Source organism: Clostridium sp. Marseille-P299, from assembly GCF_900078195.1.
Classification (GTDB): domain Bacteria; phylum Bacillota; class Clostridia; order Lachnospirales; family Lachnospiraceae; genus Lachnoclostridium.
Genome location: NZ_FJVE01000004.1, coordinates 342,607 through 367,479, shown reverse-complemented (window position 1 = coordinate 367,479; position 24,873 = coordinate 342,607). Strand labels below are relative to the sequence as shown.

Genomic DNA, 24,873 nt, shown 5'->3' with positions numbered 1-24,873 from the left:
TACGGCTATAAGGAATTTAATGACATAAAGGATAGCGTATCGCTTCATCAATTTCCGTTACAGGTAACTGGCTGTATTGACTCACAAAAGTGCAATTTTATAGCAGCTTTATCAAGTGATTTTCCTTTTAAATTAATCATCACATATAATGATTTAAAAGCGAAGGAAATCTATGAAGATTACAAATTATATGATAAAAATGTTATGTTATATCCAGCAAAGGATATTATATTTTACAGTGCCGATATTCATGGGAATGCAATTGTTAAGGACCGTTTACAGATTTTAAAACGATTAATCGAAGGGAAACCGGTAACTGTAATTGCTACCATTGATGGTGGTATGGATAAATTATTACCCCTTGATTTCATAGCTCAAAGAGTAATTCAAATACATGAAGAAGATTCCCTAGAGTTATCTGAATTGGCGGAAAAGTTAATTCATATTGGATATGAAAGACAAGGACAAGTAGAAAACCCAGGAGAATTTGCCATTCGAGGAGGTATTATTGATATTTTTCCTTTAACCGAGGAAGTGCCTTATCGTATTGAATTATGGGGAGATGAAATCGATTCCATACGTACTTTTGATGTTAGTAGTCAACGATCCATTGAGAGAGTAAGTACAGTATCCATTTTTCCAGCAGCAGAGATAATATTAGAGCCAGAAGCTAGGAATCTTGGACTTAAGAAGATTGAAAAAGAAGAAGCTGAATATGTTAAAAAGCTTCGTTTAGAAATGAAGACAGAAGAATCTGCAAGAGTACAAAAAATAATTGCAGAGTTTAAGGAAAACCTCGAGTGCTTACAAGGATCCATAGGACTAGAAAGCTATATTAAGTTTTTTTATGATGAAACTTGTAGTTTTTTTGATTATTTTGCGAATGAAAGTTCCATTGTATTTTTAGATGAACCAAGTAGGATGATTGAAAAAGGAGAGGCAGTAACAACAGAGTTTCGAGAGAGTATGGTAAGCCGTATAGAAAAAGGATATATCTTACCAAGTCAAATGGATGTTATTTATGATTACAAAGAGATACTTGCTAACTTAGGTCGTAAGAATGCAGTATTAATTAGTACAATGGACCATAAAACAACCCATGTGACCATTAAGAAGAAATATGATATTTCAGTCAAATCAGTAAATCCATATAATAATAATTTTGAAATACTTGTAAAGGATTTAAAGGATTGGAAGAAGAACGGCTACCGCGTTGTTTTATTATCAAGTTCTAGAACAAGAGCTGCTAGATTAGCTGAGGACTTAAGAGAATACGAACTAAACGCATTTTACACAGATGAATTAAATAGAGAAATTCAAAAGGGTGAAATTTTCGTAACTTATGGAAACCTTCACAAAGGATTTGAATACCCTTTAATTAAATTTGTTATCATCTCTGAGAGCGATATATTTGGAGCTGAGAAAAAGAAGAAAAAGAAAAAAACTAATTATGAAGGAAAGCAGATTCAAAGCTTTTCAGATTTGAATATTGGAGATTATGTAGTTCATGAAAACCATGGTTTAGGAATCTATCGTGGTATTGAGAAGATAGAAGTAGATAAGGTTAGTAAGGATTATATTAAAATAGAGTATGGCGGTGGCGGCGTGTTGTATATACTTGCAACAGGCCTAGATGTGATACAAAAATATGCAAGTGCAGACGCAAGAAAGCCAAAACTTAATAAATTAAATTCTGTTGAGTGGAAAAATACAAAAGCAAGAGTAAGAGGTGCGGTAAAAGATGTAGCGGAAGAATTGGTTAAATTATATGCTACAAGACAGGCAAAAGAAGGACATCAGTTTGGTCCAGATACGGTTTGGCAAAAAGAATTTGAGGAGATGTTCCCGTACGAAGAAACAGAAGACCAGTTAAGAGCCATTGAAGATACCAAGCGAGATATGGAAAGTAAACGTATTATGGACCGTTTAATATGTGGGGATGTTGGTTATGGTAAAACAGAAATAGCCATAAGAGCAGCCTTTAAGGCGGTAGCGGATGGAAAACAGGTGGTTATTTTAGTTCCTACTACGATTTTAGCACAGCAACATTATAATACTTTTACTCAGCGAATGATGGACTTTCCAGTTAGCATTGATATGCTGTCTCGATTTAAAACGGCTTCGGAACAAAAGAAGGCAATCGAACGAGCAAAGAAGGGCCAATTGGATATCTTAATAGGGACACACAGAGTATTATCTAAAGATGTTCAATTTAAGAATCTAGGATTGTTAATTGTTGATGAGGAACAACGTTTTGGTGTAACACATAAGGAAAAGATTAAACAAATGAAGGGGGACATTGATGTTTTAACATTAACAGCTACCCCAATTCCAAGAACACTTCATATGAGTTTAGTTGGAATACGTGATATGAGTGTACTTGAAGAGCCACCTGTGGATCGATTACCAATTCAAACCTATGTGCTTGAGCATAATGATGAGATTATTCGTGAGGCAATTAATAGAGAACTTGCTAGAGGTGGCCAAGTTTATTATGTTTATAACCGTGTAAATGGAATTGATGAAGTTGCAAATAACATAGCAAAATTGGTTCCGGATGCGAATGTATCCTTTGCTCATGGCCAAATGAATGAACACACCTTAGAGAAAATTATGTTCGAGTTTATCAATGGTGAGATTGATGTATTGGTATCCACAACGATAATAGAAACAGGACTAGATATCTCTAATGTAAATACAATGCTAATTGATGATGCAGACCGACTTGGTCTTTCACAGCTTTACCAATTACGTGGGCGTGTGGGAAGATCGAATCGTACTTCTTATGCCTTTTTGATGTATCGAAGAGATAAGCTATTAAAGGAAATTGCTGAAAAACGTTTGCAAGCAATTAAAGAATTTACAGAACTAGGTTCTGGATTTAAGATTGCTATGAGAGATTTAGAAATTAGAGGTGCAGGTAATTTACTTGGAGCAGAACAAAGTGGACATATGGAATCCGTAGGATACGATTTGTATTGCAAAATGCTAAATGAAGCAGTTAAAAAGTTAAAGGGTGAAATTAAAGAGGAAGATACTTTTGATACAACCGTTGACTTAGATATGGATGCTTATATACCATCTACGTATATTAAGAATGAAATGCAAAAGCTTGATATGTATAAACGAGTTGCAGGAATTGAGAATGAAGAAGAGTTTATGGATATGCAAGAGGAATTAATGGACCGTTTTGGAGATATTCCAACATCTGTAAACAATTTGCTTAACATTGCTTTATTAAAATCCATTGCTCACTCAGTTTATGTAACAAACCTTGTACAAAAAGGCAATGAAATAAAGTTTGTTCTGTATGCAAAAGCAAAATTTAATGTTGAGAAAATACCTGAATTGTTGACAGAATATAATAATCAGTTAAAGTTAGTTCCAGGTACTACACCTTATTTTACGTATCAGTTAAAGGATGCTAAAAAGAATAATAAGATAGTGAAATATGACACTTACGAATTGTTTGAAGTTGTAAAAAAAATATTAAATGATTTAAAAATATTGATGTAACTATTGATTTCATTTATAATAAGACATCAAAGCAATAAAGCGTAAGGCCCGTGGAAGGCTCGCGATGGGGCATCGTTGATTATATTTAGTTCCGCTGTGGGCGGTAGAATGAGGGGTATCTATGAAATATATAAAGAAAGTCTCAGTTTTTTTGTTGATTGCATCGTTAACGTCAGCTAGCCTACTTTCCTGTAATAAAAAAGATAAGGAAACTGCAGATGCTAGTAAACAGCAAAATGAGACAGAAGCAAGTACTGTAGATTTATCAAATGAGACTGTCTTAACAGTTGGTGATATTGATGTAAGCTATAAAGAAGTGCTTTTATATATGCAATCTTATAAGGATAAATATGAAAACCTTTATGGAGGAGATATTTGGAGCTATAAGGTAGACTCTGAAGGAAAAACGTTTGAAACAGTATTTAAAGAAAAACTTTTGGAAGATATTATTAATATTAAGACAATATGTGCACAAGCAGAGAATCTAGGAGTTACACTAGCCGAGGACGAGCTTTTAGATGTAGATGAATTAACAGCTACTTTTTTAAGTTCCTTTACAGAGGCACAAATGAAAGAATACAATATTGATATTGAAACGGTTAAAAAAGTCTATATGGACAATATGCTTGCCAATAAGATTTACGAAAGTTTAACTTTAAATGTTGATACAGATGTGTCAGATGAAGAAGCAAGACAAATTGTACTTCAGTATTTATTAGTATCTAATTGTACATTTGATGAAAATGGAAATCGTGTTGAATATACAGAAGAACAATTAGAGGCAGCTAAGGAAAAGGCTGTAGAATTAAGACAACAGGCTTTAGAAGCAGATTCTTTTTACTCCTTTGCACAAGAAAATAGTGATAATAAGGATGAAATTGAAATAACTGTTGGCAAAGGAGACATGGAAGCTGATTTAGAGAAGGTTGCTTTTTCCATGACTAAGGGTGAAATTAGTGATGTAATAGAATCTAAAAGTGGATTTTATATTTTATACTGTGTATCGGACTTAGACCGTGAAGCTACGAATGCTGCGAAGGAAGAAATAATCTCCAATCGCCAGGAGGAGGCTTTTAACACAACATACAAGGAATGGGCAGATAATACAAAGGTTAAATTAAATAAGGACATCTGGAATGATATAAGCTTTGATGATCAGCTATTTCAATAATAATTAATAAATTATTGATAAAACGCTGTCTCAAAATAGAGTACTGGATATAGAAATTCTACTGTTTACATTGCGTGAACATAGAACAGACATATAAGACCTCTATTTTGTGACGGCGTTTTTTGATTATAAAAATATCTGAGTAGGTAACAAGGCATTATTACTTGACAAAATGTAAAATATAATTGACACAATAACTAACCTATGATACTATTATGAAAACAGTAGAATCAATGTAAGCAAAGAAGAAATAAACAAAAAGAAATAAACAAAAAGAAAATAGAATATTTAGATATTCTTCTTTACATAGGCATATATAATTTTTTATTTATGTATATGCGTTGGAGGACAAAATGGCAAAAAACCTAAAATTGAAATCCGCAAGAGCTGCACTTGATTTATCTCAGAAGGATTTAGCTGAGAAAGTGAATGTTAGTAGGCAAACAATAAATGCAATTGAGAGTGGAAATTATAATCCAACGATTCAATTATGTAAAAATATATGTAAAGTGCTTGGTAAGACTCTTGACGAGATTTTTGGTGATGATGAATAAGCTGATATGCTATATATAAAAAGCAATGAGGTGCTTTTTATGTATGATTAAAACCGCCTGTTGATGTTAAGGAATAAATATAAAAGAAGGGTATGGTGCAACAATGATTGAAATTAATGGTTTGACTAAGATTTACAAGCTAAGCAAAAAACAGATGCTGCAAATGAAGACAAAGAACAATATGAAGAAGGCAGCAGATAATGTTAGTTTAATTGCAAAAGAAGGAGAAATTTATGGATTGCTTGGACCAAATGGTGCAGGTAAGACAACAATACTTCGTTGTGTGGCTACACTTTTAAAGCCAACAGAAGGATTTGTAAAAGTATCAGGTTATGACACAGTAAAACAATCTGAAAAAGTAAGAGAGAACATTGGATTTTTAACAAATGAAATTAAATTAGATCCGCAGTTCTCTCCAAAATATATGTTTAACTTTTTTGGTAAATTACATGGTATGGACGATGCTCTGATAGAAGAGAGAAGAGAAAAATTATTTTCATATTTTGAAATTACGCCATTTCAAGATAAAAAAATAGATGAATTATCCACAGGTATGAAGCAAAAAGCTGCAATCGCTGTTAGTTTAGCACATGATCCTAAGGTGGTTATCTTTGATGAACCAACAAGTGGCTTAGATATTGTTACAGCAAGAGGTGTTCTTGATTACTTAAAGATACTAAAAAAAGAAGGTAAGTTAGTAATTATTTCAACGCATATTATGTCAGAAGCTGAGAAGTTATGTGATCGTATCGGTATTATTATTCAAGGCAAGAAGGTAATTGAGGGAACGCTTTTAGAAATTCTTGAAAAGACCAATACAAAGGAATTAGAAGATGCGTTTTTTGAGCTTTATAAGGTTTATAATAAGGAGGAGGCATAATAATGAATGGGGCAAAAACAATCATTAAAAAAGAGTTAACTCGTGTATTTAAAGATAAAAAACTTGTTTTTAGCTTATTTATTTTACCAGCCATATTAATGATCGGTATGTACTCACTTATGGGGACGATGATGGAAAAAATGGTGGATAATGTAGAACAGCATGCGTCTAATGTATACATACAAAATGCGCCAGATGGATTAAAGGAAGTAATGGAAGCAAGCTTATACAACAATACAGCTAATATTACTTATATAAGCGGATCAGATAGTGTGGAGACAATACAAGAGAGTATATTAAAAGGTGAAGTTGATTTATTAGTAAGTTTTCCATCTACGTTTTTAGAAGAGATAAAAGCATATAAAGTGCAAGGAGATACGATACCAAATGTAAGTATCTATTACAATACTGCAGAAGATTATTCAGTAGCAGCATATAATTCTTTTAAGGAAAAGGTACTCAGTCCATTGGAGACAAATCTTCTTGGAGATCGATTAGGGAACTTAGAGCAATTAACAGTTTTTAAATTAAATGAGAAAATCATTGTTGATGCAGATAAGGAGAATGGTAAGGTCCTTGCAATGTTGATTCCGTATTTAATTACCTTTTTATTATTTGTTGGTGCCATGAGTTTAGGGGTAGATGCAATTACTGGAGAAAAAGAACGTGGAACAATGGCTAAATTATTGCTAGCTCCAATTAAGCGAAGTGAGATTGTATATGGTAAATTAATTTCGTTAGTTATATTATCGAGTATCTCTGCGTGTGTATATGCAGTATCTATGATTTTTGGGATGCCACTGATGGCAGGTGATCTTTTTGGTGAGGGAACATCAGCAACCATTAGTTTTTCTGTGTTAGAAGCGATTCAACTTTTAATCATTATGTTAGTTATGGTTTACGTATATGTTGGTTTAGTTGCACTTGTATCAGTTATTGCAAAAACAGCCAAAGAAGCCAATACCTATATATCACCAATTTACATTGTTGTAATCGTAGCAGGGTTGCTAACGATGTACCAAGGTGGATTTGAGAAACCTCTATATATGTATGCAATTCCTGTGTATGGAAATTCATTGGCCATTCAAAACTTAATGACGAAAGAATTAACATTGGTGCAATTTGGCGTATCAATTGCTGGAACACTAGCACTTGCGGCAATCGTTACGGCACTGTTAACAAAAGCATTTAAGAGCGAGAAGATAATGTTTAATGCATAATTCAGTTTAGAAATTGAACATCCTAGAAAGGAATTGATATCAAGTTATTTAGCTTGATATCAATTCCTTTTTCACTTTATAATAGTAAGTAAGCTTGTATTATCAGGTGTCCATGGTATAATGAAAGCGGAATGAGCTATCTGCAAGCTCGCTTGAAGATAGCGATTGGAGCAACAAGATCATGAACTGCATTTGTTCATGGTATAATGAAAGTAGAATGGGCCATCTGCAAGCTCACTTGAAGATGGAATTATATAATATTTTCATATATAATTATTTTTAAATGTGATACATTATAGGTAGGTTAATTATGAGTTAGATTTAGATATATATTTATATTTGTATTTTTTATATAAAGAGAGGATAATGCGATGAGTGAACATAGTGATACAACTCAAAGAATACCACATGATCATGGTTATAATACAGAAAAGCTATTAGAAACAATGCCAAAAGAGCGAGCATTTATTTTAGCAGCTGAAGTTTTCGACCAATTAAGTGATGGGACTAGATTAAAGATTCTTTGGTTACTTTGCCATAGCGAGGAATGTGTAAATGATATTGCAGCTGCAATAGAAATGAGTGCTCCGGCAGTTTCCCATCATCTTAAGTCGCTCCGTCAGACTGGTATAATAACAAGTAGAAGAGTAGGCAAAGAGGTGTTATACACACTTGAGAAAACTCCGAAAGCCCAGTTGATTCATAGAATGATAGATGATGTTTTTGAAATAAATTGCCCAAGAGAGGCTGTTAAGTTAGAGGATTTATAAAAACAAAATTACGATAAAAAATGAAAAGTAGGTATTCTTGTTGCAAATAAAATTTGTGCAAAAGGATGCCTCTTTTTTCTTTATTAAATTAAAATAAGTTAAATTAAAATAAGTTAAATTAAAATAAGTTACGTTTAGCTATTGACAATTTTAAATGTAAATCATATAATGAATTAAACGATTAAACAGTTGTTTAATTATTAAATCATATAGAAAGACAAAAATGTATTTGAAGTGGATTTACCCACATGAAAGGAAGGAGCTATTATGAAAAAGATTTTAAAATTAGAAGGTTTAGATTGCGCAAACTGTGCAGCAAAGATGGAAGATGGAATAAAAAAAATAGCAGGTGTTGAAGAGGCTACTGTTAGCTTTATGACACAAAAAGTTACACTACTTGCAAATGATGAGAATATGGAAAGCATTATAGAGCAAGCTATAAAAGTAATCAAAAAGGTTGAACCAGATATCATTATAAAATAAATGAAGTATATGGGAGGCGCTTATGAAATTTAAGAAAGAAACGCTTCGTATTGGAACAGCGTTGATTATATTTGCATTTGGATTTCTCTTTAAGAGTGTTGAACTAGTAAGCTTAGCACTTTTTACGGTGGCGTATGCTTTGGCTGGATATGATGTTTTATACCGAGCAATTCGTAATATACTAAGAGGTCAAATCTTTGATGAAAACTTTTTAATGGCCATCGCAACAGTTGGTGCCTTTGCCATTGGTGATTTTGCAGAAGGCGCTGCGGTAATGCTTTTTTATCAAGTGGGAGAATTATTTCAGTCCTATGCTGTAAATCAGTCAAGAAAATCCATTACGGAGCTTATGAATATACGCCCTGACTTTGCCAATGTATTAAGAGAGGGCGAGTATGTTACTGTTGACCCAGAAGAAGTTTTGGTTGGTGAGACTATTTTGGTAAAACCTGGTGAGAAAGTTCCTTTGGATGGAACAATCATAGAAGGAAGTACAACACTAGATACTGCAGCTTTGACTGGAGAAGCTTTACCAAGAGAAGTGAAAGCTGGTGAAGAAGTAATTAGTGGTTGCATTAATCTAAATGGAATCATATTAGTACAGGTAAATAAAGAGTTTGAAGAATCAACGGTTGCTAAAATACTTGATTTAGTAGAAAATGCTAGTTCTAAAAAAGCAAAAGCTGAAAATTTCATAACGAAATTTGCAAAGTATTATACACCAATTGTAGTAATTGTTGCAGCAATACTAGCAATTATTCCTCCTATACTAATCCCAGATGCAAGCTTTAAAGATTGGTTATACCGTGCACTTATTTTCCTAGTAGTTTCTTGTCCTTGTGCACTAGTAATTTCAATTCCACTTGGATTTTTCGGTGGTATCGGTGGTGCAAGTAAACAAGGAATCTTAATTAAAGGAAGTAACTATCTAGAGGCTTTGGCGAATACTAGAACCGTTGTTTTTGATAAGACAGGAACATTAACAAAAGGTAACTTTGCAGTGACAAGTATAAATACAAGTTCTGGAAGTGAAGAGGAATTATTAGAACTTGCAGCCAAAGCGGAGTATTATTCCAATCATCCAATCTCTATTTCAATTAAAAAGGCGTATGGAAAAGAGATAACAGAGGACGATATTAAAGATGTTAATGAGCTTCCTGGATATGGAGTGAAGGCCATTATCAATGAAAAAACGGTGCTTGCTGGTAATGAACGTTTGATGAAGGAAAATAAGATAGATTATGTTCCTTGTAAAGAAGTAGGAACAATTGTTTATGTGGCAGCAGAGGGAGCATTCCTTGGTAGTATTGTAATCGCAGATGAGATTAAAAGCGATGCGAAAGTAGCGATTTTGGATCTTAAAAAAGCAGGTATTCGTAGAACAGTTATGTTAACTGGAGATGCAAAACAAGTTGGTGAAAAAGTTGCTTCTGAACTTAAAATTGACGATGTGTATACGAATCTATTACCAGGTGACAAAGTAGAAAAATTAGAAAAATTGCTAAGTGCTAAAAATCCCAAAGAAACTCTCGCATATGTTGGCGATGGTATTAATGATGCCCCAGTACTTGCAAGAGCAGATATTGGAATTGCCATGGGTGGTCTAGGTTCGGATGCAGCAATTGAGGCAGCGGACATAGTAATTATGGAAGATGAACCATCTAAGATTGCAACAGCAATAGGGATTTCAAGAAAAACATTACGAATTGTAAAACAAAATATCGTATTTGCTCTTGGAGTTAAGATATTAGTTTTAATATTGGCTGCTTTTGGTATGTCAAATATGTGGGAAGCAGTATTTGCAGATGTTGGTGTTTCCGTCATTGCAATCTTAAATGCAATTCGAGTTTTAAGATATAAATAATTTCACATGTGGGTTGAAAATAAAAGAACCCCCTTTCATTAGACATAAAGTCTAGTGAAAGGGGGTTCTTTGTTTCGTAGGTAGTATTTATTTGTTAAATACTACTTATTAAATGTATATGGTTTGGTTGAGCTTAACGGAACCATATCATCACAACTTTGAACGACAGTTACAACATCGCCATCTTTTAGTGTGATATCTGCGGCATATAATGTATTTTCATCTTTAAAATACGTAGTTTTATATTCGTCGTTTACATAGACTTTGCTATATGGAGTAAAATAATTACCCTCAACTAGCATACCTGAACTATTACTATCCGAACCAACGTACAATGGTGTAACATTCTCAATTGTTATTTCATGTATACCCATTTGTAAATCGGTTTTTTCATAAGGATTTACTCCATTAAAACAATTTAATTCTCCGTATAACATATCATATTCAAGTAATTTTAACTCTTCAAGATAAGCATCAGAGCTATATTGTGTTTGATGGAACTTAGTAATTAAACCATTAGAAATACCTAATCGTCCTAACACATAGGAATACAATTGATATGCTTCAACGGTTTTATTTTCAACATCTAAATCAAAGTTACTCCACATTACATAAGGAGTTTGGAATAAGTCTCCGTTTTCAAGGTTTTCTGCGGTTAATTGAAAACCAGGTAAATGATCTCCATACATGACAAGAACAGTATCTTCATCTAAGGAACTTAGATAAGTAGTTAATTCATTAATGAACTGATCCATTTCATTGATCTGATGTGAATAATAAAGGAGTGGATAGTAAAGACTTTCTAGTCCTTCTGGTAACGTTAAATCAAAACGTTGTTCCTCTAAAATATTCTCAGTTGGATAACTACCATGACCTTGCACAGAAATTGTGTATATAAAGTCTTCACCAGGAGTAGATTCAAGTGTATCTTTAATCTGAGATGTTAACACAAAATCCTTTGCCCAATTGGTTGGAGTTCTTTCAATATTGTTCATATATTCAATCGGTGTAAATGTATCAAATCCAAGCTGTGCAAACACCTGATTACGATCATAAAAGGTACCTGTATTATTATGAATCGCATGTGTAGCATAGCCAAGTCCTTTTAAATTATAACTAACACTCTCGGCAGTTGTTTTCTTAAGAATTGTCTTATATGGATATTCTCCAGGACCAAAGAAGTCAAGATTCATACCCGTTATAACTTCAAACTCAGTATTTGCAGTTCCAGCTCCAATGGAAGGGACATTTAAGAAACCAGATGTAAATTCACCTTGTAACTTATGAAATGTTGGAAGCGGGTCCATAGTGTAACTGATGCCTTTGATTAAAGTAGGGTCAAAAAAGGATTCTAATTGAAGCATTATAATATTTGGCTGTTCTTTTGTGACTGCTTTCGTTGGTTCAGGAGTTGGTGTAGCAGTAGGACTTGGAATTGGGGTCGCTGTAGGTGTTATCTCTGTATCTTTATTGCCTGATAGGGTTAATAAAGTGGAGTCTACAAGGTCTCCGCTTTCTACAGCTTCTACAATTTGATTTACTACTGTTTCGTTATAAGTATTTGGTTTATCAATACCAGTATTAATTACGCTATTTACGAAACAATAAGGTAAACCATAGTCATGAAACGCATTGGCCAAATTACCAAAATTAGCAGCTAGGAAGTTCATTTTCAGACCAGCGCCGGTGAGTAAAAAGGAAAGCCCTAATGTAGTCACAAAAAAGGAAATGCTCTTTACGATAGGGTATCTGGTACTATTTTTACTTGTCTTCTTCCATACAATGACACAACATATAGCAAGTAATACTAACCCAATGGCAATTAAAATGATATGGTAAAACTTTAAATAATATTGCCATATATCCACGGCTGACTTAGCTAATGTAATGTCGGTAGCTGTAAAAGGTGTGGTTCGGAATAACAATAGAATAAAGTCTGTAATACCAATAATAACCCAGGCCAACGATGTTACAAACAAAACAAAATGTTTCCGTTTAAAAAATAATGAAATTGATAGGGTAACGGCTATAAGAATTGTATTATAAATAAATACGATTGGATTTGTAAATAAATAGCCAAAAGCGCCAAACAGCGATCGCCGTGACATTGCTTCGACAAATAAATTTAAACAAACAGCTGTTACAAGACATAAAATAATAGGATTAGATAGTTTTTCCTTTATTTTAGGTGTGTTTAACTTTTTAATATTCCATTGCATAATAACCTCCATAGGATGAACAATGCATATTACGTTTTGTTACTTGTGTAAAGAATTTATATGTTATTTGTAATAAATTTCTACACTCTTATGCCATCATAGTGTATCATAGAATATATGATTTTCATATAGATGTTTTCTTAAGAATTTTTTACAAAAATGGAAAGTCATTCGGCAAAATAGACAAATGTGAGGATGCTTATAATGCAAAATGAAAATTCAAAAAGCAATAAAATTAAAAATATAAAGTTTAAAGTTATGTATGATGGAAGTTCATATTCTGGATGGCAAAGAGTCAACAATGTTAAGGCTACAAAACCATCCATACAAGGAGTAATTGAAGAAGGTTTGTCCAAGATTTTAGAGGAAGAGATTACTATAATATCTTCTGGAAGAACAGATGCAGGAGTTCATGCATTTGGACAAGTAGTTAATTTTAAATTAAATAAAGATATTGATCTTACTATGCTACAATTTAAAATGAATGAATTATTACCAGAAGATATTTGTATCTATGAAGTAGAAGAAGTAGAAAAGAATTTTCATAGTAGATATGATGCAAAGAAAAAGACCTATGAATATTTTATTGATATCAATGAACGTGAGTCTGTATTTAATAGAAAATATGCGTATCCGTTAGGGGAGTCACTTGATATTAAGTTAATGGAGGAAGGTGCGAAATACTTAGTTGGAACTCATGATTTTAAAGCATTTTGTACGGATCGAAAGGATGGAAAATCAACGGTACGAACTATTTATAATATTAAAATTGAAAAAATAAATGAAAGATTTGGAGCAAATGAAGTAAAAATCCAAATTACTGGGAATGGATTCTTATATAATATGGTAAGAATTATTGTCGGTACGTTAATTGAAGTGGGACTTTTGAAGCGAAATCCAGAAAATATAAAAGAAACTTTAGAAAAAAAAGAAAGAATAAATGCTGGGATTACAATAGGTTCACAGGGTTTATTTTTAAAAAACGTTGAGTATTAAATTGAAATTTTATGACTATGTAGGTATAAATTCCTCAATTCTACTAACAATATAATCATAACGATTACTTAAGTATTAGGATTATAAGATTAGACAATGTAGATGGAGGAATATGCAGTATGAAAGCGACTGGAATCGTAAGACGAATAGATGATTTAGGTAGAGTTGTAATTCCAAAAGAGATTCGTAGAACTCTTCGTATTAGAGAAGGAGATCCTTTAGAAATTTTTACAGATCGCGAAGGAGAAATCATTCTAAAAAAATATTCCCCTATTGGTGAATTGGGACAATTCGCAAAACAGTATGCAGATTCCATAGGGCAGACAACGGGACATATCGTGGCAATCGCAGATAGAGATCAATTTATTGCAGTAGCTGGAATGAAGAAAGATTGGGTAACAAAACCCATTAGTAAAGATCTTGAAACTTTGATTAATGATCGTGAAAGCGTTGTAGCTGGAAAAGATGAAAAAGGTTTTATTAAAGTTTCACAAGATGATGATGATATACTTTATGAGGTAATAGCACCTATTATCTCTGAAGGAGATGCAATTGGAGCTGTTCTTATCTTAAGTAAAGATGCAAAAGCCAAACTTGGTGAGATTGAAGTGAAAATTGCTGCTACTGCCGCCGCATTCATGGGAAGGCAGATGGAAAACTAAGGCAAACATTGATTTATGATGGCTGTTATGATAGTATAATTTCACTATCGAAACAGCCTTTTGTAATTGGAGTTAATTTATGGTAAAGAAGGGTGGTTAAGAGAATTTATTTTTTAACGCCCTTCTTAATTTTATGTAAGACGTAAGTGATATACTAAATGAGTTATTTTATTAGGAAATTCTTTCATTTTTTAAGTGAAAAGGTAGGGGAATCATAATGGAGAAGGATATCAATATTAGCTTTGAACAATTTATTCTCTCTGATTGTATATTTTTTGAACGGGTAGAAGAGGGATTTGAGAAGTATCCTTATGAAATTATTGAGGGTACTGAAGAAGAATTATTTGCTATGCTAACTGCGCTATATAGTGAAAATGGAGAAGAGCATTCATTTGTTGATTTTTACTTTCATAAATTGAAGCAAAACCAACAGCAAATCCTTTTTACTGTATTAAATGAAGAACAGATTTCATATGTTAAGGAAATTACTAAGAATGCGAATACTGTGTATTACAAACTTACAAAAGAATTATTAGAGATTACCGCAATTCTTAATGCAAAAGAGATGCTGTTTTGTACTTATTATTTTAGTAAATTCCCATGTACAATATGGGGAAACTATGGAAGAAAGTACCCTATCTTTTATAAAGATAAAGGGATGCGAGAAAAAATTGAAGGGATTATTTCATGCAAGAGAAAAAATATGGATTATTTACATCTATAACGATGATTACAGGCATTGTCATTGGCTCAGGAATCTTTTTTAAGAGTGATGACGTGTTAACGTATACCAATGGAAATATGACACTTGGTATTTTAGTATTTTTATTGGCAGCCGTTGTAATAATTTTTGGATCATTATCGGTCTCACTTTTAGCTAGTCGTAGTGATAAAGCTGGTGGAATTATAAGTTATGCAGAAGAATTTGTAAGTGCTAATTGTGCAGGGGCATTTGGTTGGTTTCAGGTGTTCTTGTATTTGTCACCGTTGGTAGCAGTAGTAGCTTGGGTTTCTGGTATATACTTATGTCAGATTTTTAATATACCAAGTACCAATGAGAATACCACACTCATTGGGTTTCTTGTATTTTGTTTGCTTTACTTAATGAATATATTATCCTCAGCTTTGGGTGGGCATTTTCAGAATGCTTCTATGATTATTAAACTGATTCCACTTGCTATTATAGCAGTTGTTGGTGTGATTTTTGGAGAACCAGTATCAATTATTAAACATGATTTTGAAACAGTTGGTCAAACTGTGGGAAGTACAAATTTGCTAGCGGCATTTGCACCGATTGCCTTTTCCTATGATGGTTGGATTATTGCTACCTCGATTTGTCATAAGATTCGCAATAGTAAGAGAAACTTACCATTGGCTTTGAGTATATCACCAATTATTATTTTAATTATTTATATTTCATATTTTGTTGGTGTAACTTCTTTGGTTGGCGTTGATACCGTACTAAAGACAGGGAATGAGAGTGCGTTCCTTGCAGCAAATAAAATATTCGGTGCCATAGGGGCAAAATTAATTATAGTATTTGTAATAATTTCGGTGCTAGGTACATTAAATGGATTGATACTTGCATATATACAAATGCCATACTCCCTTGCAATTCGTAATATGATTCCTTTTAGTAATACTTTGAAAAAAGAATCAAGCAAATTAAATGGCATGCCAGTAAACTCTGCTATTTTTGGATTTTTTATTTCATGTATTTGGTTGATCATCAATTACCTAATGCAAAAAGGTGGGTTGCCTGGGGATGCATCAGAGATACCAATTTGTATTAATTATGCAAATTTCATTGTGTTATATATTGCAGTCATTCGTTTAACTAAGAAAAAAGAAATAAAAAGTAAAATGATGGGCTACGTTGCTCCAGTAATAGCGTCGATAGGTTCCTTTGTAATTTTTACAGCATCATTTTCACATCCATTATTTTGGGGATATTTTATTTTTAGTGCTATAATATTATTAGGTGGATATTTTTATACGAAACGTTATGCTATATAAATTTCTTATATAAGCGGAAGGGGGATATAATTCGTGGGAGGTCAAGGCACATTTCAAAAAATATATGAAGTTGTTAAGCAGATTCCTTATGGGAGTGTAGCATCCTATGGACAAGTAGCTGAACTTGCGGGAAATCGTAGGATGTCACGGGTTGTTGGGTATGCACTCCATTCGAATCCTGAACCAGGTGTAATACCTTGCCACCGGGTTGTAACAAAAAATGGTGAGGTTTCAAAAGCCTTTGCATTTGGAGGAGAAAATAAACAACGTGAACTTCTTATTGCAGAAGGCGTTGAATTTTTAGAAAACGGTAATATTGATATGGAAAAATATCAATGGAAAAAACGTTTATTATAATTAAATTTAGTGGTAGAAAGATAGAAATCCACATATAGTTTAGAAATAGTATAATAGGGATGATGGAATGAAAAGAGTTCTATCAATCGATGGCGGAGGCATGAAGGGGATTGTCTCTGCCATCGTTTTAAAACACCTAGAAGAGAAACTAAAACTTTATAGTGGGAATGAAAATGCTAGAATTGCAGATTATTTTGATTTAATTGCAGGAACTAGTACAGGGGCAATTTTAACTGCATTATATTTATACCCAACAGCCCAGGGAGAATCAAAGTATTCGGCACAAGAAATTCTTGATTTTTATTTAATTCATGGAAAAGATATTTTTAAGAGAAACTATTTATTTCCATTGTTTGGTGCAAAATACACAAATAGACCATTTAAAAGATTACTAGATAATTTTTTTGAAACTACAACCATCGGAGAATTAAGAAAGCCATGTCTCTTAGCTGCTTATGATATGACAAAGAGAGATGTTGTATTTTTTAATACAGTATCTAGTAGAAAAGATCCAAAGAGAAACTATTTGTTAAAGGATGCTATTTTGGCTTCGACAGCAGCCCCTACATATTTTCCACCAAGCTGTTTAAGAGTTAGAAAACAATGTGAAAACTGCGTAATTGACGGAGGAGTGGTGGCGAATAATCCTGCACTTTGTGCCTTGATTGAGGCATTAAAGCTGCCGAAGTGCGATGGTATAAACGATATTATGCTGTTATCTATAGGGAATGTAAATAATCCTAAAAGTTATTCTTATGATGAGGTGAAACGGTGGGGATTATTTCAATGGGCAAAACCAATTTTAGATGTCTTTATGGATGGCAGTGAACAAACCGTGGATTATCAATTAAAACGTCTGTATAAGTCAATCAATCAGCCACAAGATTATTATCGAATGCAATGGATTGTTGAAAATGAAATTCCAGGAATGGACGATGCTTCAAACGAAGCCATAGAATTATTTATTGGGTATGGTGAGAAATTGGCAATGCGTGAGAAATATCGGATTGACGAGATAGCAAAGCGACTTACAAAAAAGATTTAGTTAAAATAAAAAGTGTTGTACATAAGGATGCGCAGGATATTTCTTATGTTACAACACTTTTTTATTATAAAAACAAAAGCATTCTTAAAGAATTGCTCTATCATAAAATTCCTGTGCCAGTGACTTATTTATTTGCTTTACGGTATCTGCATCAAGTTTTAATACTTTTCTATCATAGGTCATTAAGCCATTAATTTCGTCTTCGATGTCAGTTAACTGGGTATAAACAGAGGCAGAAAGGCCATTTTTAATTCCCGGGATAATCTTTTTTGTATATAACCTATGATATGCCTTTAATAAGGCCTCTTTGTTTTTATAGATTCGGTAGCCATAAATTTTGTCACTGTAAGAATGTTTCTTTAGTTTTAGAGCATAACCTCCAAATTCGGAAAGAACAACAGCCCTTGATTCTTTATGGAAACGAAGGGGAGTAAAATAGATATGAAGACTTTTTACATCTCCAGTGTTTTGATCAAACCAGCCACTTGTGCTATCAATGGTTCGTGTAGAATCTAAGCTTTTCGCATATTCAGTAATCTTTACGGCATCGAATTGCCCCCATCCTTCATTAAAAAGTACCCACATAGCAATACAAGGCAAGTTATATAATAGTTCTATCGTCTCCTTTGTTTCATTTATAAATTCCTTACGTCCCAATTCATCAGAGCGTGAAAGTAGATAATATTGATTATCCTTTATATTTTTAGCAATGATGGAAAATAAGGTTGGCATGTAAGTAACAAACCACATATGATAGGACGATCCACCATTCACCATGTCTTGCCATACTAACATTCCAATTCGGTCGCAGTGGTAATACCAACGTAGTGGTTCAATCTTTGCATGCTTTCTAAGCATATTAAAGCCTAAATTCTTAGCCATCATAATGTCATAAATCATGGCTTTATCACTTGGTGGGGTGTAAAGACTCTCTGGCCAATAGCCTTGATCTAATAAACCATTGTGAAAATAAGGCTGGTTGTTTAAAAACAATCGCAATGTCCCACTTTTATCAATATTAGTTGAAAACTTTCTCATTGCGAAATAACTCATTACGCTATCATGGCAATAAGTAATTTTAACATCATATATAAAAGGATGTTCAGGAGACCAAGGATGTATTTCATTTAGTTTTACAGTTTTCTCAAAGGAATCGTTAAAAAACTCATGAGCAACAATCGTATTATCAGCATAAATAAAAAGCTCAGCAACATCTTGACTAGAATCATTGGATGTTATATTTCTTGTGATAAGTTTAATATGAACACTATCCTCATCAAATCTTGGAGTTATCATTAATTTTTCAATATAGTTAAGCGGTACACACTCCATCCACACGGTTTGCCAAATGCCACTAATTGGTGTGTAAAACATACCACCAGGCTCTAACTTTTGTTTTCCTCTGGAATGATAGGATGTATCGGTAACATCTTTAACTTTAACAATTAGGATATTCATATCCTCCGTTAAAAAATCTGTGATGTCTATTGAAAACGGCAAATAACCACCGTGATGTGTCGTAGTTTCTTGGTTGTTTATATATATCGTAGCAGTTTGATCCACTGCACCAAAATGAAGGATAAGGCGGTGGTTTTTATCCGTAAGTGGTGTTTGAAATGTCCTATGATACCATAAATATTCCGTTGGTCCTAAGCGCTTGTTGACTTCTGATAGCATAGATTCAGGAGCAAAAGGGACAAGAATTTTACCATCATAATCAGAAGGAAAATCTGAAGTTGTGGTAATGGCATATTCCCAATAGCCATTTAAATTTATATAGCTGTCTCGCTTTAAATTTGGACGTGGATATTCTGGTAAAATACTCTTTTTATTTATTTTTTTACTAAAATTTGTAGATAGCATAACAACCTCCAATTAGGGAAAGTATACCAGATATATTCATATAATTCCATTTATAACTGGGAATAAATGAAAAAATACGCTTATTACTGATAGTTTATGTTAAGATATAATATTAAACATTATGGGAAATGTTTACGAAAACATAAATACATGATATACTAAAGCTTGATGTAAAAAGGAAAAGATTGTTATAATTTCCTTATATGGAGAAAAAAATATGGAATCAAAATATAAATTTGAAGATCTTGAAGAGATTGTTCGTAAATTAAGGTCAGAGGACGGTTGTCCATGGGATCGTGAACAAACACATAGTAGTCTTAAAAAGTGTATGATTGAAGAAGCCTATGAAGTGGTTGAAGGTATTAATCGTTACGAAAAAGAAGGGGATTATTTTAATTTAAGAGAAGAGCTAGGAGATGTATTACTACAAGTTGTAATGCATAGCCAGATTGCAAAGGAAGAAGGCATATTTACAATGGAAGATGTAATACATGAAATATCAGAAAAAATGGTACGTCGCCATCCCCATGTGTTTGGAAGCAAAGCAGTAAAAAATGCAAAAGATGTCATTAAATCTTGGGAAGCTATTAAGAAAAGTGAAAAAAGAGAAAAAAATGAATTGGATACGCTAAGATATATCCCAAGGTCGTTTCCACCACTGATTCGAGCATCTAAGGTATTAAAAAAAGCGGAAGAGTTATATCATGTAAAGGAAAAAGAAGCGGAAATTATTTCTTCCATGAGTACTGCAATTGAAGAATTAAGATGTGAGAGTAATGAAAAGAGTAATCTTCGAAACAAGGAGTTAATTGGAAAGCTAATGCTTGATATAACAAAACTTGCAAAAAGGCATAAAATTGATACCGAAGACGCATTAAGTGATGCAATCGAAGAATTTATTGAGACTTATGAAGCAAATATAAACTAAGAAATTCTTTTTAGGAAGAAGTACAATTAATTACGTATATTTACTATATTTTGAAGAAATAATAGGATATTAGAACTAGAAATTAAAATATTTCTTCGTTTCAAGGAATCTGCAGAAAAAAACTCTGTGATTTTGGAAATAAATGCAGAAAATTCCTTGACAAATGCGCATAATAAGTTTATAAATAGATTGAAGGTGAAATCACATGTAGCGTGCATTTTAAGCGTATTCACCTGAATGCCCGAAAGATGAGCAATGGCTCTATGGGGACGTGTGAGATAATCAAATTTGATTATTCAGAAAGAACTATTATAATAATACTTTAGAGGAGGAGTTTATCCATGAACAAAGCAGAATTAGTTGCAGCTATTGCAGAAAAAACAGAATTATCTAAAAAAGATTCCGAGAAGGCATTAAAAGCATTTATCGATGTTGTAACAGAAGAATTAACTAAAGGTGAAAAAGTACAATTAGTAGGGTTCGGAACATTTGAAGTTTCTGCAAGACCAGCTAGAACAGGAAGAAATCCACAGACTAAGGAAACTATCACTATTGCAGCTTCCAAGGCACCAAAATTTAAAGCTGGTAAGGCATTAAAGGATGTTATTAATAAATAATTAATTGTTCTAGGTAAACATAAGAATCTAAAGCTGTTTTGAAGATGACTTCAAAACAGCTTTTTTCGACAATAGATTTAAGAAAGAAGGTATCATATGAGGTTAGATAAATATTTAAAAGTATCCAGATTAATAAAGCGCAGAACAGTTGCCAATGAAGCATGTGATGCAGGTAGAGTTCTAATTAATGATAAGCCAGCAAAAGCGTCTACAAATGTTAAGGTTGGGGATATCATTGAAATCGGTTTTGGAAGTAAAGCAGTTAGAGTTGAAGTACTTGATGTGCAAGAGACCACAAGAAAAGATGACGCAAAAGAACTTTACAAGTACTTATAATAAGTAAACCAGCATGATTTTAAGCTCCATCGCATATATATTAACAATGGTATGTAGATTATAATGCGAGGGAATGTAGATGGAAGATAATAGACAAGTAAAAAAGCATGTAATTAATATATGTGATCGTAAGGTTGCCGGGCTTACTGGTGTTAAAGATGTAAAATCTTTTGATGATCATGAAATTATTCTAGAGACCGAATTTGGTATTCTTATGATTCGTGGGACAGAATTGCATATTGGTAGATTAACCCTTGAAAAAGGCGAAGTAGATATCACAGGTAATATGGATAGCTTTGTATACTCAGAATTAAAAGGATTTAATAAATCAGGAGAATCCGTTTTAAAACGTTTATTTAAATAATTCGGGGGTGTACGTAATGAATAGAGCTATCCTAGCTGAATTAAATTTTTTTATAGCATCATTTTTTTGGGGGGTATTTCTGTTTTTTATTTATGACTGCCTCCTTATTTTTCGTAATATTATAAAACATAATGGTATTATTACTGCAATTGAAGATGTTGTTTTTTGGGTAGTTTCTGGTGTACTTATATTTCAGATGATGTATACAAAAAATCATGGAACCATACGTTGGTATTTTATAATAGGACTTACACTGGGTATGATTGTTTATCGCAATACCATTAGCAATATGGTTGTTACATTTGTAACCACAGTAACTAAGAAAATAATAGCATTTATCCGTAAGGTACTTACTATATTATTAAAGCCATTTCGTTTTGTAATAAAGCGCATTCAGAAGTTTTTACGTTTTGTTGCAAGAAAGTGCAAGAGGCGGTTTAACTTTTTCGCATTAATTGTGCAAAAACGATTGAAAAACCATGCAGAAAAGGTTAGAATTAAACGTGAAGAGAAAAGGACGAAGAAGGCAACGAATTTGCCTACCATACCAGAATTACAGAAAAGTCCAAAGGGAAGTTTTGAGTTGATTCACAGCCCAGTTGAAAAAATTGATGAGGATGAGAAAGATGAGAAGAGTAAGAAAAAAAAGAAGAAGAACCGGTCTTAGACTCATTGCTGTTATGGTAATGTTTATTTGTGGAATTGTAATTTATAAACGTCAAGATTTAGAGAAAGAATATAAGACAAAAGAACTTAAGAAAGAAGCGCTAAATCAACAGATTGAAAAAGAGAATGAAGTTGCAAAAGAGCTTGAGGATAAAAAGGCTTATATGCAGACAAAGAAGTTTGTTGAAGATGTTGCAAGAGAAGCACTTGGACTTGTGTATGAGGATGAGGTTTTATTTAAAGAGGGAGAATAAGGACAAGCATTATTGAGTACTTAGGTATTTATCTTAATTATCTTATATTTTTTATGAATAAGATAAAAAATAGTGTTGACAATATATAAAAAACCATATATAATGTGCTTTGTCACTTCGGCGAAGTAGCTCAGTTGGCTAGAGCACACGGTTCATACCCGTGGTGTCGAGGGTTCAAATCCCCCCTTCGCTATTTGATATATAGAGGCAGTAATGCCTCTTTTTTTTAATTTCTTAAACAAAATCAATACCCTTCATTCGAGTTCTAACTTAATCTAGAGGATTTATTGTCAAAAAGTTTTTTGATTATAAGCCTTTCAAATGACAAATATTTTACGACCCCACCATTATAATGCGAAATTACACGGCTTAGGCGTATTGGCGTAAGTTATATTAAGAAGAAAGGCTTGGTGGTTGGGATGATAAATACTATGTTAGGGGTAACCATTTTTATAGTACTTGTATGCGTCGTAACTATAATTCAGAACTTGATACGAAAGGGAGGAGCAACTTTTAGTAGCGGAAATTATGTAAAAGAGGAATTGGAAAATACGGCAAGAAAACGCTTAGAAGGACTTTCGGGTTCATTTAATAAGTTGGCGCTTAGTTTTGAGCAGCTTACAGATCCAAAATCAACATTGGATGGAGAAGACATGAATCTTGTGTTTGAGGGGATTTCTGGTCATTTATGTGGAAATTGTAGTAAATGCAGAATGTGCTGGGAGAAACATTTTGAAGAGAGTTACAATGCAACTTGTATTCTCCTTGATAAAGCCAAAGAACAGGGTATGGTGACGCTTAAGGATTTGCCCGAACATTTTCTAAAACATTGTATTAATTCTGAGGGATTTGTTACAGAAACAAACCGAAACTTAATGCTAGCTAAGATGAAACTTTCTTGGCATAATCGACTGGCAGAAAGTAGGGAAGCTGTTGCTGGTCAATTAGAAGAAGTTGCAAGGATTGTAAAGGAATTTTCCAATGATATTTGCAGCACAGGCGAGATCATAGAATTACAAAAAAGAAAAATTAATACTAAGCTACGATCCCATCGTGTAAAAGTGCAAAGAGTCATGATGTTTGAGCGTGAAAATAGAGGAATGGAATTACATATTCGTGCAAAGTGTAAAGATGGACGTTGCATTACAACCAAAGAAGCAGCAATGCTTGTTGGACTTGCCCTTAACAAGAAATTCGTTCCAAGAGAGGATTCAAGAAATGTAATTGGAAAAGACTATGCCGACTATGTATTTTGTGAGGATGCAAACTTTAAAGTACTAACGGGAGTGGCAAGGGCGTCAAAAGTTAAAGGCGAATTATCAGGGGATAACTTTTCCTTTTTATACCCAGATAGCTCGGATGTTGTAATGATGCTATCCGATGGTATGGGAACGGGCGAAGAAGCTTCTAGAGAAAGCGAAATGGTAATAGAATTATTAGAGGAGTTTTTAGAAGCAGGGTTTCAAGAAGAACCTGCTGTTAAACTAATAAATTCTGTACTCGTTTTAAAATCAGAACATACAATGTTCTCAACGGTGGATCTATGCGTTATAAATTTGTGTGCTGGCACTTGTGAATTTGTAAAAGTAGGAGCAGCAACTACATTTATAAAGAGAAGTAATTGGGTTGAAACCATTAGTTCAACAACGATGCCTGCTGGAATGTTAAATCGAATTGAGTTTGAGCGAAAATGTAAAAAGTTATATGATGGTGATTTTGTAATCATGGTATCGGATGGGGTGTTGGATTGTATAGACGAGGAAGAAAAAGAGGAGTTTCTTCAAAAGGTAATTATGAATATTACTTGTAAAAGCCCTCAAGAAATAGCCAATGCTATCTTAACAGCAGCCCTAATGCAGCATTCCTATGAACCTGTAGATGATATGACGGTTTTAGTTTCAGGAATATGGGAAAAATAATACAAAGGTTTTATTTTGATTGGGAATACTTGCTATTTACCAGTCTTCGTTGTAGAATACTTGTGTAAATGACACGTTAAGTAGTTCGTCACTTTTGTGGTAGCGTGTCATCGGAGAATGTGCATAACACATTTATTGTTCCTTAAAATCTACGTTGAAGAAAGGCTAACGTG

Annotated in this window: 23 protein-coding genes and 1 tRNA gene; 22 read left to right on the top strand and 2 right to left on the bottom strand. The window is 33.2% G+C overall.

The window, feature by feature from the left end; genetic code table 11:
* The first annotated feature begins 24 nt into the window (after positions 1-24).
* From mfd to BN4220_RS01540, 8 genes are all read left to right on the top strand, one after another.
* Positions 25-3,516 (top strand): transcription-repair coupling factor, encoded by a 3,492-nt coding sequence (gene mfd / locus BN4220_RS01575; RefSeq protein WP_347477045.1) that lies wholly within the window; start codon positions 25-27, stop codon positions 3,514-3,516.
* 121 nt (positions 3,517-3,637) lie between these two features.
* Positions 3,638-4,687 (top strand): peptidylprolyl isomerase, encoded by a 1,050-nt coding sequence (locus tag BN4220_RS01570; RefSeq protein ID WP_066712627.1) that lies wholly within the window; start codon positions 3,638-3,640, stop codon positions 4,685-4,687.
* Positions 4,688-5,040: 353 nt separating this feature from the next.
* On the top strand, positions 5,041-5,241 hold the full coding sequence (locus BN4220_RS01565) for a helix-turn-helix transcriptional regulator (protein WP_066712624.1): 201 nt from the start codon (positions 5,041-5,043) through the stop codon (positions 5,239-5,241).
* Positions 5,242-5,344: 103 nt separating this feature from the next.
* On the top strand, positions 5,345-6,121 hold the full coding sequence (locus tag BN4220_RS01560; RefSeq protein ID WP_066712621.1) for an ABC transporter ATP-binding protein: 777 nt from the start codon (positions 5,345-5,347) through the stop codon (positions 6,119-6,121).
* A 2-nt stretch (positions 6,122-6,123) separates the two neighbouring features.
* Positions 6,124-7,341 (top strand): ABC transporter permease subunit, encoded by a 1,218-nt coding sequence (locus BN4220_RS01555; protein ID WP_066712619.1) that lies wholly within the window; start codon positions 6,124-6,126, stop codon positions 7,339-7,341.
* 371 nt (positions 7,342-7,712) lie between these two features.
* Positions 7,713-8,111, top strand: coding sequence for an ArsR/SmtB family transcription factor (locus tag BN4220_RS01550; protein ID WP_066712617.1), 399 nt, complete (start codon positions 7,713-7,715; stop codon positions 8,109-8,111).
* 267 nt (positions 8,112-8,378) lie between these two features.
* Entirely contained in the window at positions 8,379-8,594 is a 216-nt protein-coding gene (locus BN4220_RS01545) for a heavy-metal-associated domain-containing protein (protein ID WP_066712614.1), read from the top strand.
* 22 nt (positions 8,595-8,616) lie between these two features.
* A complete protein-coding gene (locus tag BN4220_RS01540; protein WP_066712612.1) occupies positions 8,617-10,458 on the top strand; it encodes a heavy metal translocating P-type ATPase in 1,842 nt (613 codons plus the stop codon).
* A gap of 101 nt (positions 10,459-10,559) precedes the next feature.
* Here BN4220_RS01540 and BN4220_RS01535 read toward each other — a convergent pair whose 3' ends face one another.
* Positions 10,560-12,677, bottom strand: coding sequence for an LTA synthase family protein (locus tag BN4220_RS01535; protein ID WP_066712609.1), 2,118 nt, complete (start codon positions 12,675-12,677; stop codon positions 10,560-10,562).
* Positions 12,678-12,881: 204 nt separating this feature from the next.
* Between BN4220_RS01535 and truA the strand changes: the two genes are divergently transcribed.
* The 6 genes from truA (at position 12,882) to BN4220_RS01505 (ending at position 17,753) form a co-directional block, all read left to right on the top strand.
* Complete coding sequence (gene truA / locus BN4220_RS01530; protein WP_066712607.1) at positions 12,882-13,673, top strand: tRNA pseudouridine(38-40) synthase TruA; 792 nt, start codon at positions 12,882-12,884, stop codon at positions 13,671-13,673.
* A gap of 119 nt (positions 13,674-13,792) precedes the next feature.
* Positions 13,793-14,335, top strand: coding sequence for a stage V sporulation protein T (gene spoVT / locus BN4220_RS01525; protein ID WP_066712605.1), 543 nt, complete (start codon positions 13,793-13,795; stop codon positions 14,333-14,335).
* A gap of 217 nt (positions 14,336-14,552) precedes the next feature.
* A complete protein-coding gene (locus tag BN4220_RS01520; protein WP_066712595.1) occupies positions 14,553-15,059 on the top strand; it encodes a hypothetical protein in 507 nt (168 codons plus the stop codon).
* Entirely contained in the window at positions 15,023-16,351 is a 1,329-nt protein-coding gene (locus BN4220_RS01515) for an APC family permease (RefSeq protein ID WP_066712592.1), read from the top strand. Before BN4220_RS01520 ends, BN4220_RS01515 begins: the two co-directional genes overlap by 37 nt.
* Positions 16,352-16,384: 33 nt before the next feature.
* Entirely contained in the window at positions 16,385-16,708 is a 324-nt protein-coding gene (locus BN4220_RS01510; protein ID WP_066712589.1) for an MGMT family protein, read from the top strand.
* A 67-nt stretch (positions 16,709-16,775) separates the two neighbouring features.
* Positions 16,776-17,753, top strand: a complete 978-nt coding sequence (locus BN4220_RS01505) for a patatin-like phospholipase family protein (protein ID WP_066712587.1) — start codon at positions 16,776-16,778, stop codon at positions 17,751-17,753.
* 84 nt (positions 17,754-17,837) lie between these two features.
* Here BN4220_RS01505 and BN4220_RS01500 read toward each other — a convergent pair whose 3' ends face one another.
* Complete coding sequence (locus BN4220_RS01500) at positions 17,838-19,616, bottom strand: glycoside hydrolase family 2 protein (protein ID WP_066712585.1); 1,779 nt, start codon at positions 19,614-19,616, stop codon at positions 17,838-17,840.
* A 217-nt stretch (positions 19,617-19,833) separates the two neighbouring features.
* On the opposite strand from BN4220_RS01500, the gene mazG reads away from it, so the two are divergent.
* From mazG to BN4220_RS01460, 8 genes are all read left to right on the top strand, one after another.
* Positions 19,834-20,544, top strand: coding sequence for a nucleoside triphosphate pyrophosphohydrolase (mazG, locus tag BN4220_RS01495; protein ID WP_066712578.1), 711 nt, complete (start codon positions 19,834-19,836; stop codon positions 20,542-20,544).
* A gap of 341 nt (positions 20,545-20,885) precedes the next feature.
* A complete protein-coding gene (locus BN4220_RS01490) occupies positions 20,886-21,161 on the top strand; it encodes an HU family DNA-binding protein (protein ID WP_066712576.1) in 276 nt (91 codons plus the stop codon).
* A gap of 96 nt (positions 21,162-21,257) precedes the next feature.
* Positions 21,258-21,497, top strand: coding sequence for an RNA-binding S4 domain-containing protein (locus tag BN4220_RS01485; RefSeq protein ID WP_066712573.1), 240 nt, complete (start codon positions 21,258-21,260; stop codon positions 21,495-21,497).
* A gap of 79 nt (positions 21,498-21,576) precedes the next feature.
* Positions 21,577-21,861: a sporulation protein YabP gene (gene yabP, locus BN4220_RS01480; protein ID WP_066712571.1), complete on the top strand. Its 285-nt coding sequence runs from the start codon at positions 21,577-21,579 to the stop codon at positions 21,859-21,861.
* A 16-nt stretch (positions 21,862-21,877) separates the two neighbouring features.
* The gene (gene yabQ, locus BN4220_RS01475) at positions 21,878-22,528 is read left to right on the top strand and encodes a spore cortex biosynthesis protein YabQ (protein ID WP_066712569.1); all 651 of its coding nucleotides are present in this window, start codon (positions 21,878-21,880) and stop codon (positions 22,526-22,528) included.
* On the top strand, positions 22,488-22,781 hold the full coding sequence (locus BN4220_RS01470; RefSeq protein ID WP_066712566.1) for a hypothetical protein: 294 nt from the start codon (positions 22,488-22,490) through the stop codon (positions 22,779-22,781). The genes yabQ and BN4220_RS01470 overlap by 41 nt, the downstream gene beginning before the upstream one ends.
* 119 nt (positions 22,782-22,900) lie before the next feature.
* Positions 22,901-22,974: transfer RNA gene (locus BN4220_RS01465), tRNA-Met, on the top strand.
* Between the two features lie 226 nt (positions 22,975-23,200).
* The gene (locus BN4220_RS01460; protein WP_066712564.1) at positions 23,201-24,700 is read left to right on the top strand and encodes a SpoIIE family protein phosphatase; all 1,500 of its coding nucleotides are present in this window, start codon (positions 23,201-23,203) and stop codon (positions 24,698-24,700) included.
* Positions 24,701-24,873: the final 173 nt, after the last annotated feature.

Excerpts from the sequence above, each read along its gene's own strand:
- BN4220_RS01570 (WP_066712627.1), top strand. The coding sequence starts at position 3,638 with ATGAAATATATAAAGAAAGTCTCAGTTTTTTTGTTGATTGCATCGTTA.
- BN4220_RS01565 (WP_066712624.1), top strand. The coding sequence starts at position 5,041 with ATGGCAAAAAACCTAAAATTGAAATCCGCAAGAGCTGCACTTGATTTA.
- BN4220_RS01560 (WP_066712621.1), top strand. The coding sequence starts at position 5,345 with ATGATTGAAATTAATGGTTTGACTAAGATTTACAAGCTAAGCAAAAAA.
- BN4220_RS01555 (WP_066712619.1), top strand. The coding sequence starts at position 6,124 with ATGAATGGGGCAAAAACAATCATTAAAAAAGAGTTAACTCGTGTATTT.
- BN4220_RS01550 (WP_066712617.1), top strand. The coding sequence starts at position 7,713 with ATGAGTGAACATAGTGATACAACTCAAAGAATACCACATGATCATGGT.
- BN4220_RS01545 (WP_066712614.1), top strand. The coding sequence starts at position 8,379 with ATGAAAAAGATTTTAAAATTAGAAGGTTTAGATTGCGCAAACTGTGCA.
- BN4220_RS01540 (WP_066712612.1), top strand. The coding sequence starts at position 8,617 with ATGAAATTTAAGAAAGAAACGCTTCGTATTGGAACAGCGTTGATTATA.
- BN4220_RS01535 (WP_066712609.1), bottom strand. The coding sequence starts at position 12,677 with ATGCAATGGAATATTAAAAAGTTAAACACACCTAAAATAAAGGAAAAA.
- truA (WP_066712607.1), top strand. The coding sequence starts at position 12,882 with ATGCAAAATGAAAATTCAAAAAGCAATAAAATTAAAAATATAAAGTTT.
- spoVT (WP_066712605.1), top strand. The coding sequence starts at position 13,793 with ATGAAAGCGACTGGAATCGTAAGACGAATAGATGATTTAGGTAGAGTT.
- BN4220_RS01520 (WP_066712595.1), top strand. The coding sequence starts at position 14,553 with ATGGAGAAGGATATCAATATTAGCTTTGAACAATTTATTCTCTCTGAT.
- BN4220_RS01515 (WP_066712592.1), top strand. The coding sequence starts at position 15,023 with ATGCAAGAGAAAAAATATGGATTATTTACATCTATAACGATGATTACA.
- BN4220_RS01505 (WP_066712587.1), top strand. The coding sequence starts at position 16,776 with ATGAAAAGAGTTCTATCAATCGATGGCGGAGGCATGAAGGGGATTGTC.
- BN4220_RS01500 (WP_066712585.1), bottom strand. The coding sequence starts at position 19,616 with ATGCTATCTACAAATTTTAGTAAAAAAATAAATAAAAAGAGTATTTTA.
- mazG (WP_066712578.1), top strand. The coding sequence starts at position 19,834 with ATGGAATCAAAATATAAATTTGAAGATCTTGAAGAGATTGTTCGTAAA.
- BN4220_RS01490 (WP_066712576.1), top strand. The coding sequence starts at position 20,886 with ATGAACAAAGCAGAATTAGTTGCAGCTATTGCAGAAAAAACAGAATTA.
- BN4220_RS01485 (WP_066712573.1), top strand. The coding sequence starts at position 21,258 with ATGAGGTTAGATAAATATTTAAAAGTATCCAGATTAATAAAGCGCAGA.
- yabP (WP_066712571.1), top strand. The coding sequence starts at position 21,577 with ATGGAAGATAATAGACAAGTAAAAAAGCATGTAATTAATATATGTGAT.
- yabQ (WP_066712569.1), top strand. The coding sequence starts at position 21,878 with ATGAATAGAGCTATCCTAGCTGAATTAAATTTTTTTATAGCATCATTT.
- BN4220_RS01470 (WP_066712566.1), top strand. The coding sequence starts at position 22,488 with ATGAGAAGAGTAAGAAAAAAAAGAAGAAGAACCGGTCTTAGACTCATT.
- BN4220_RS01460 (WP_066712564.1), top strand. The coding sequence starts at position 23,201 with ATGATAAATACTATGTTAGGGGTAACCATTTTTATAGTACTTGTATGC.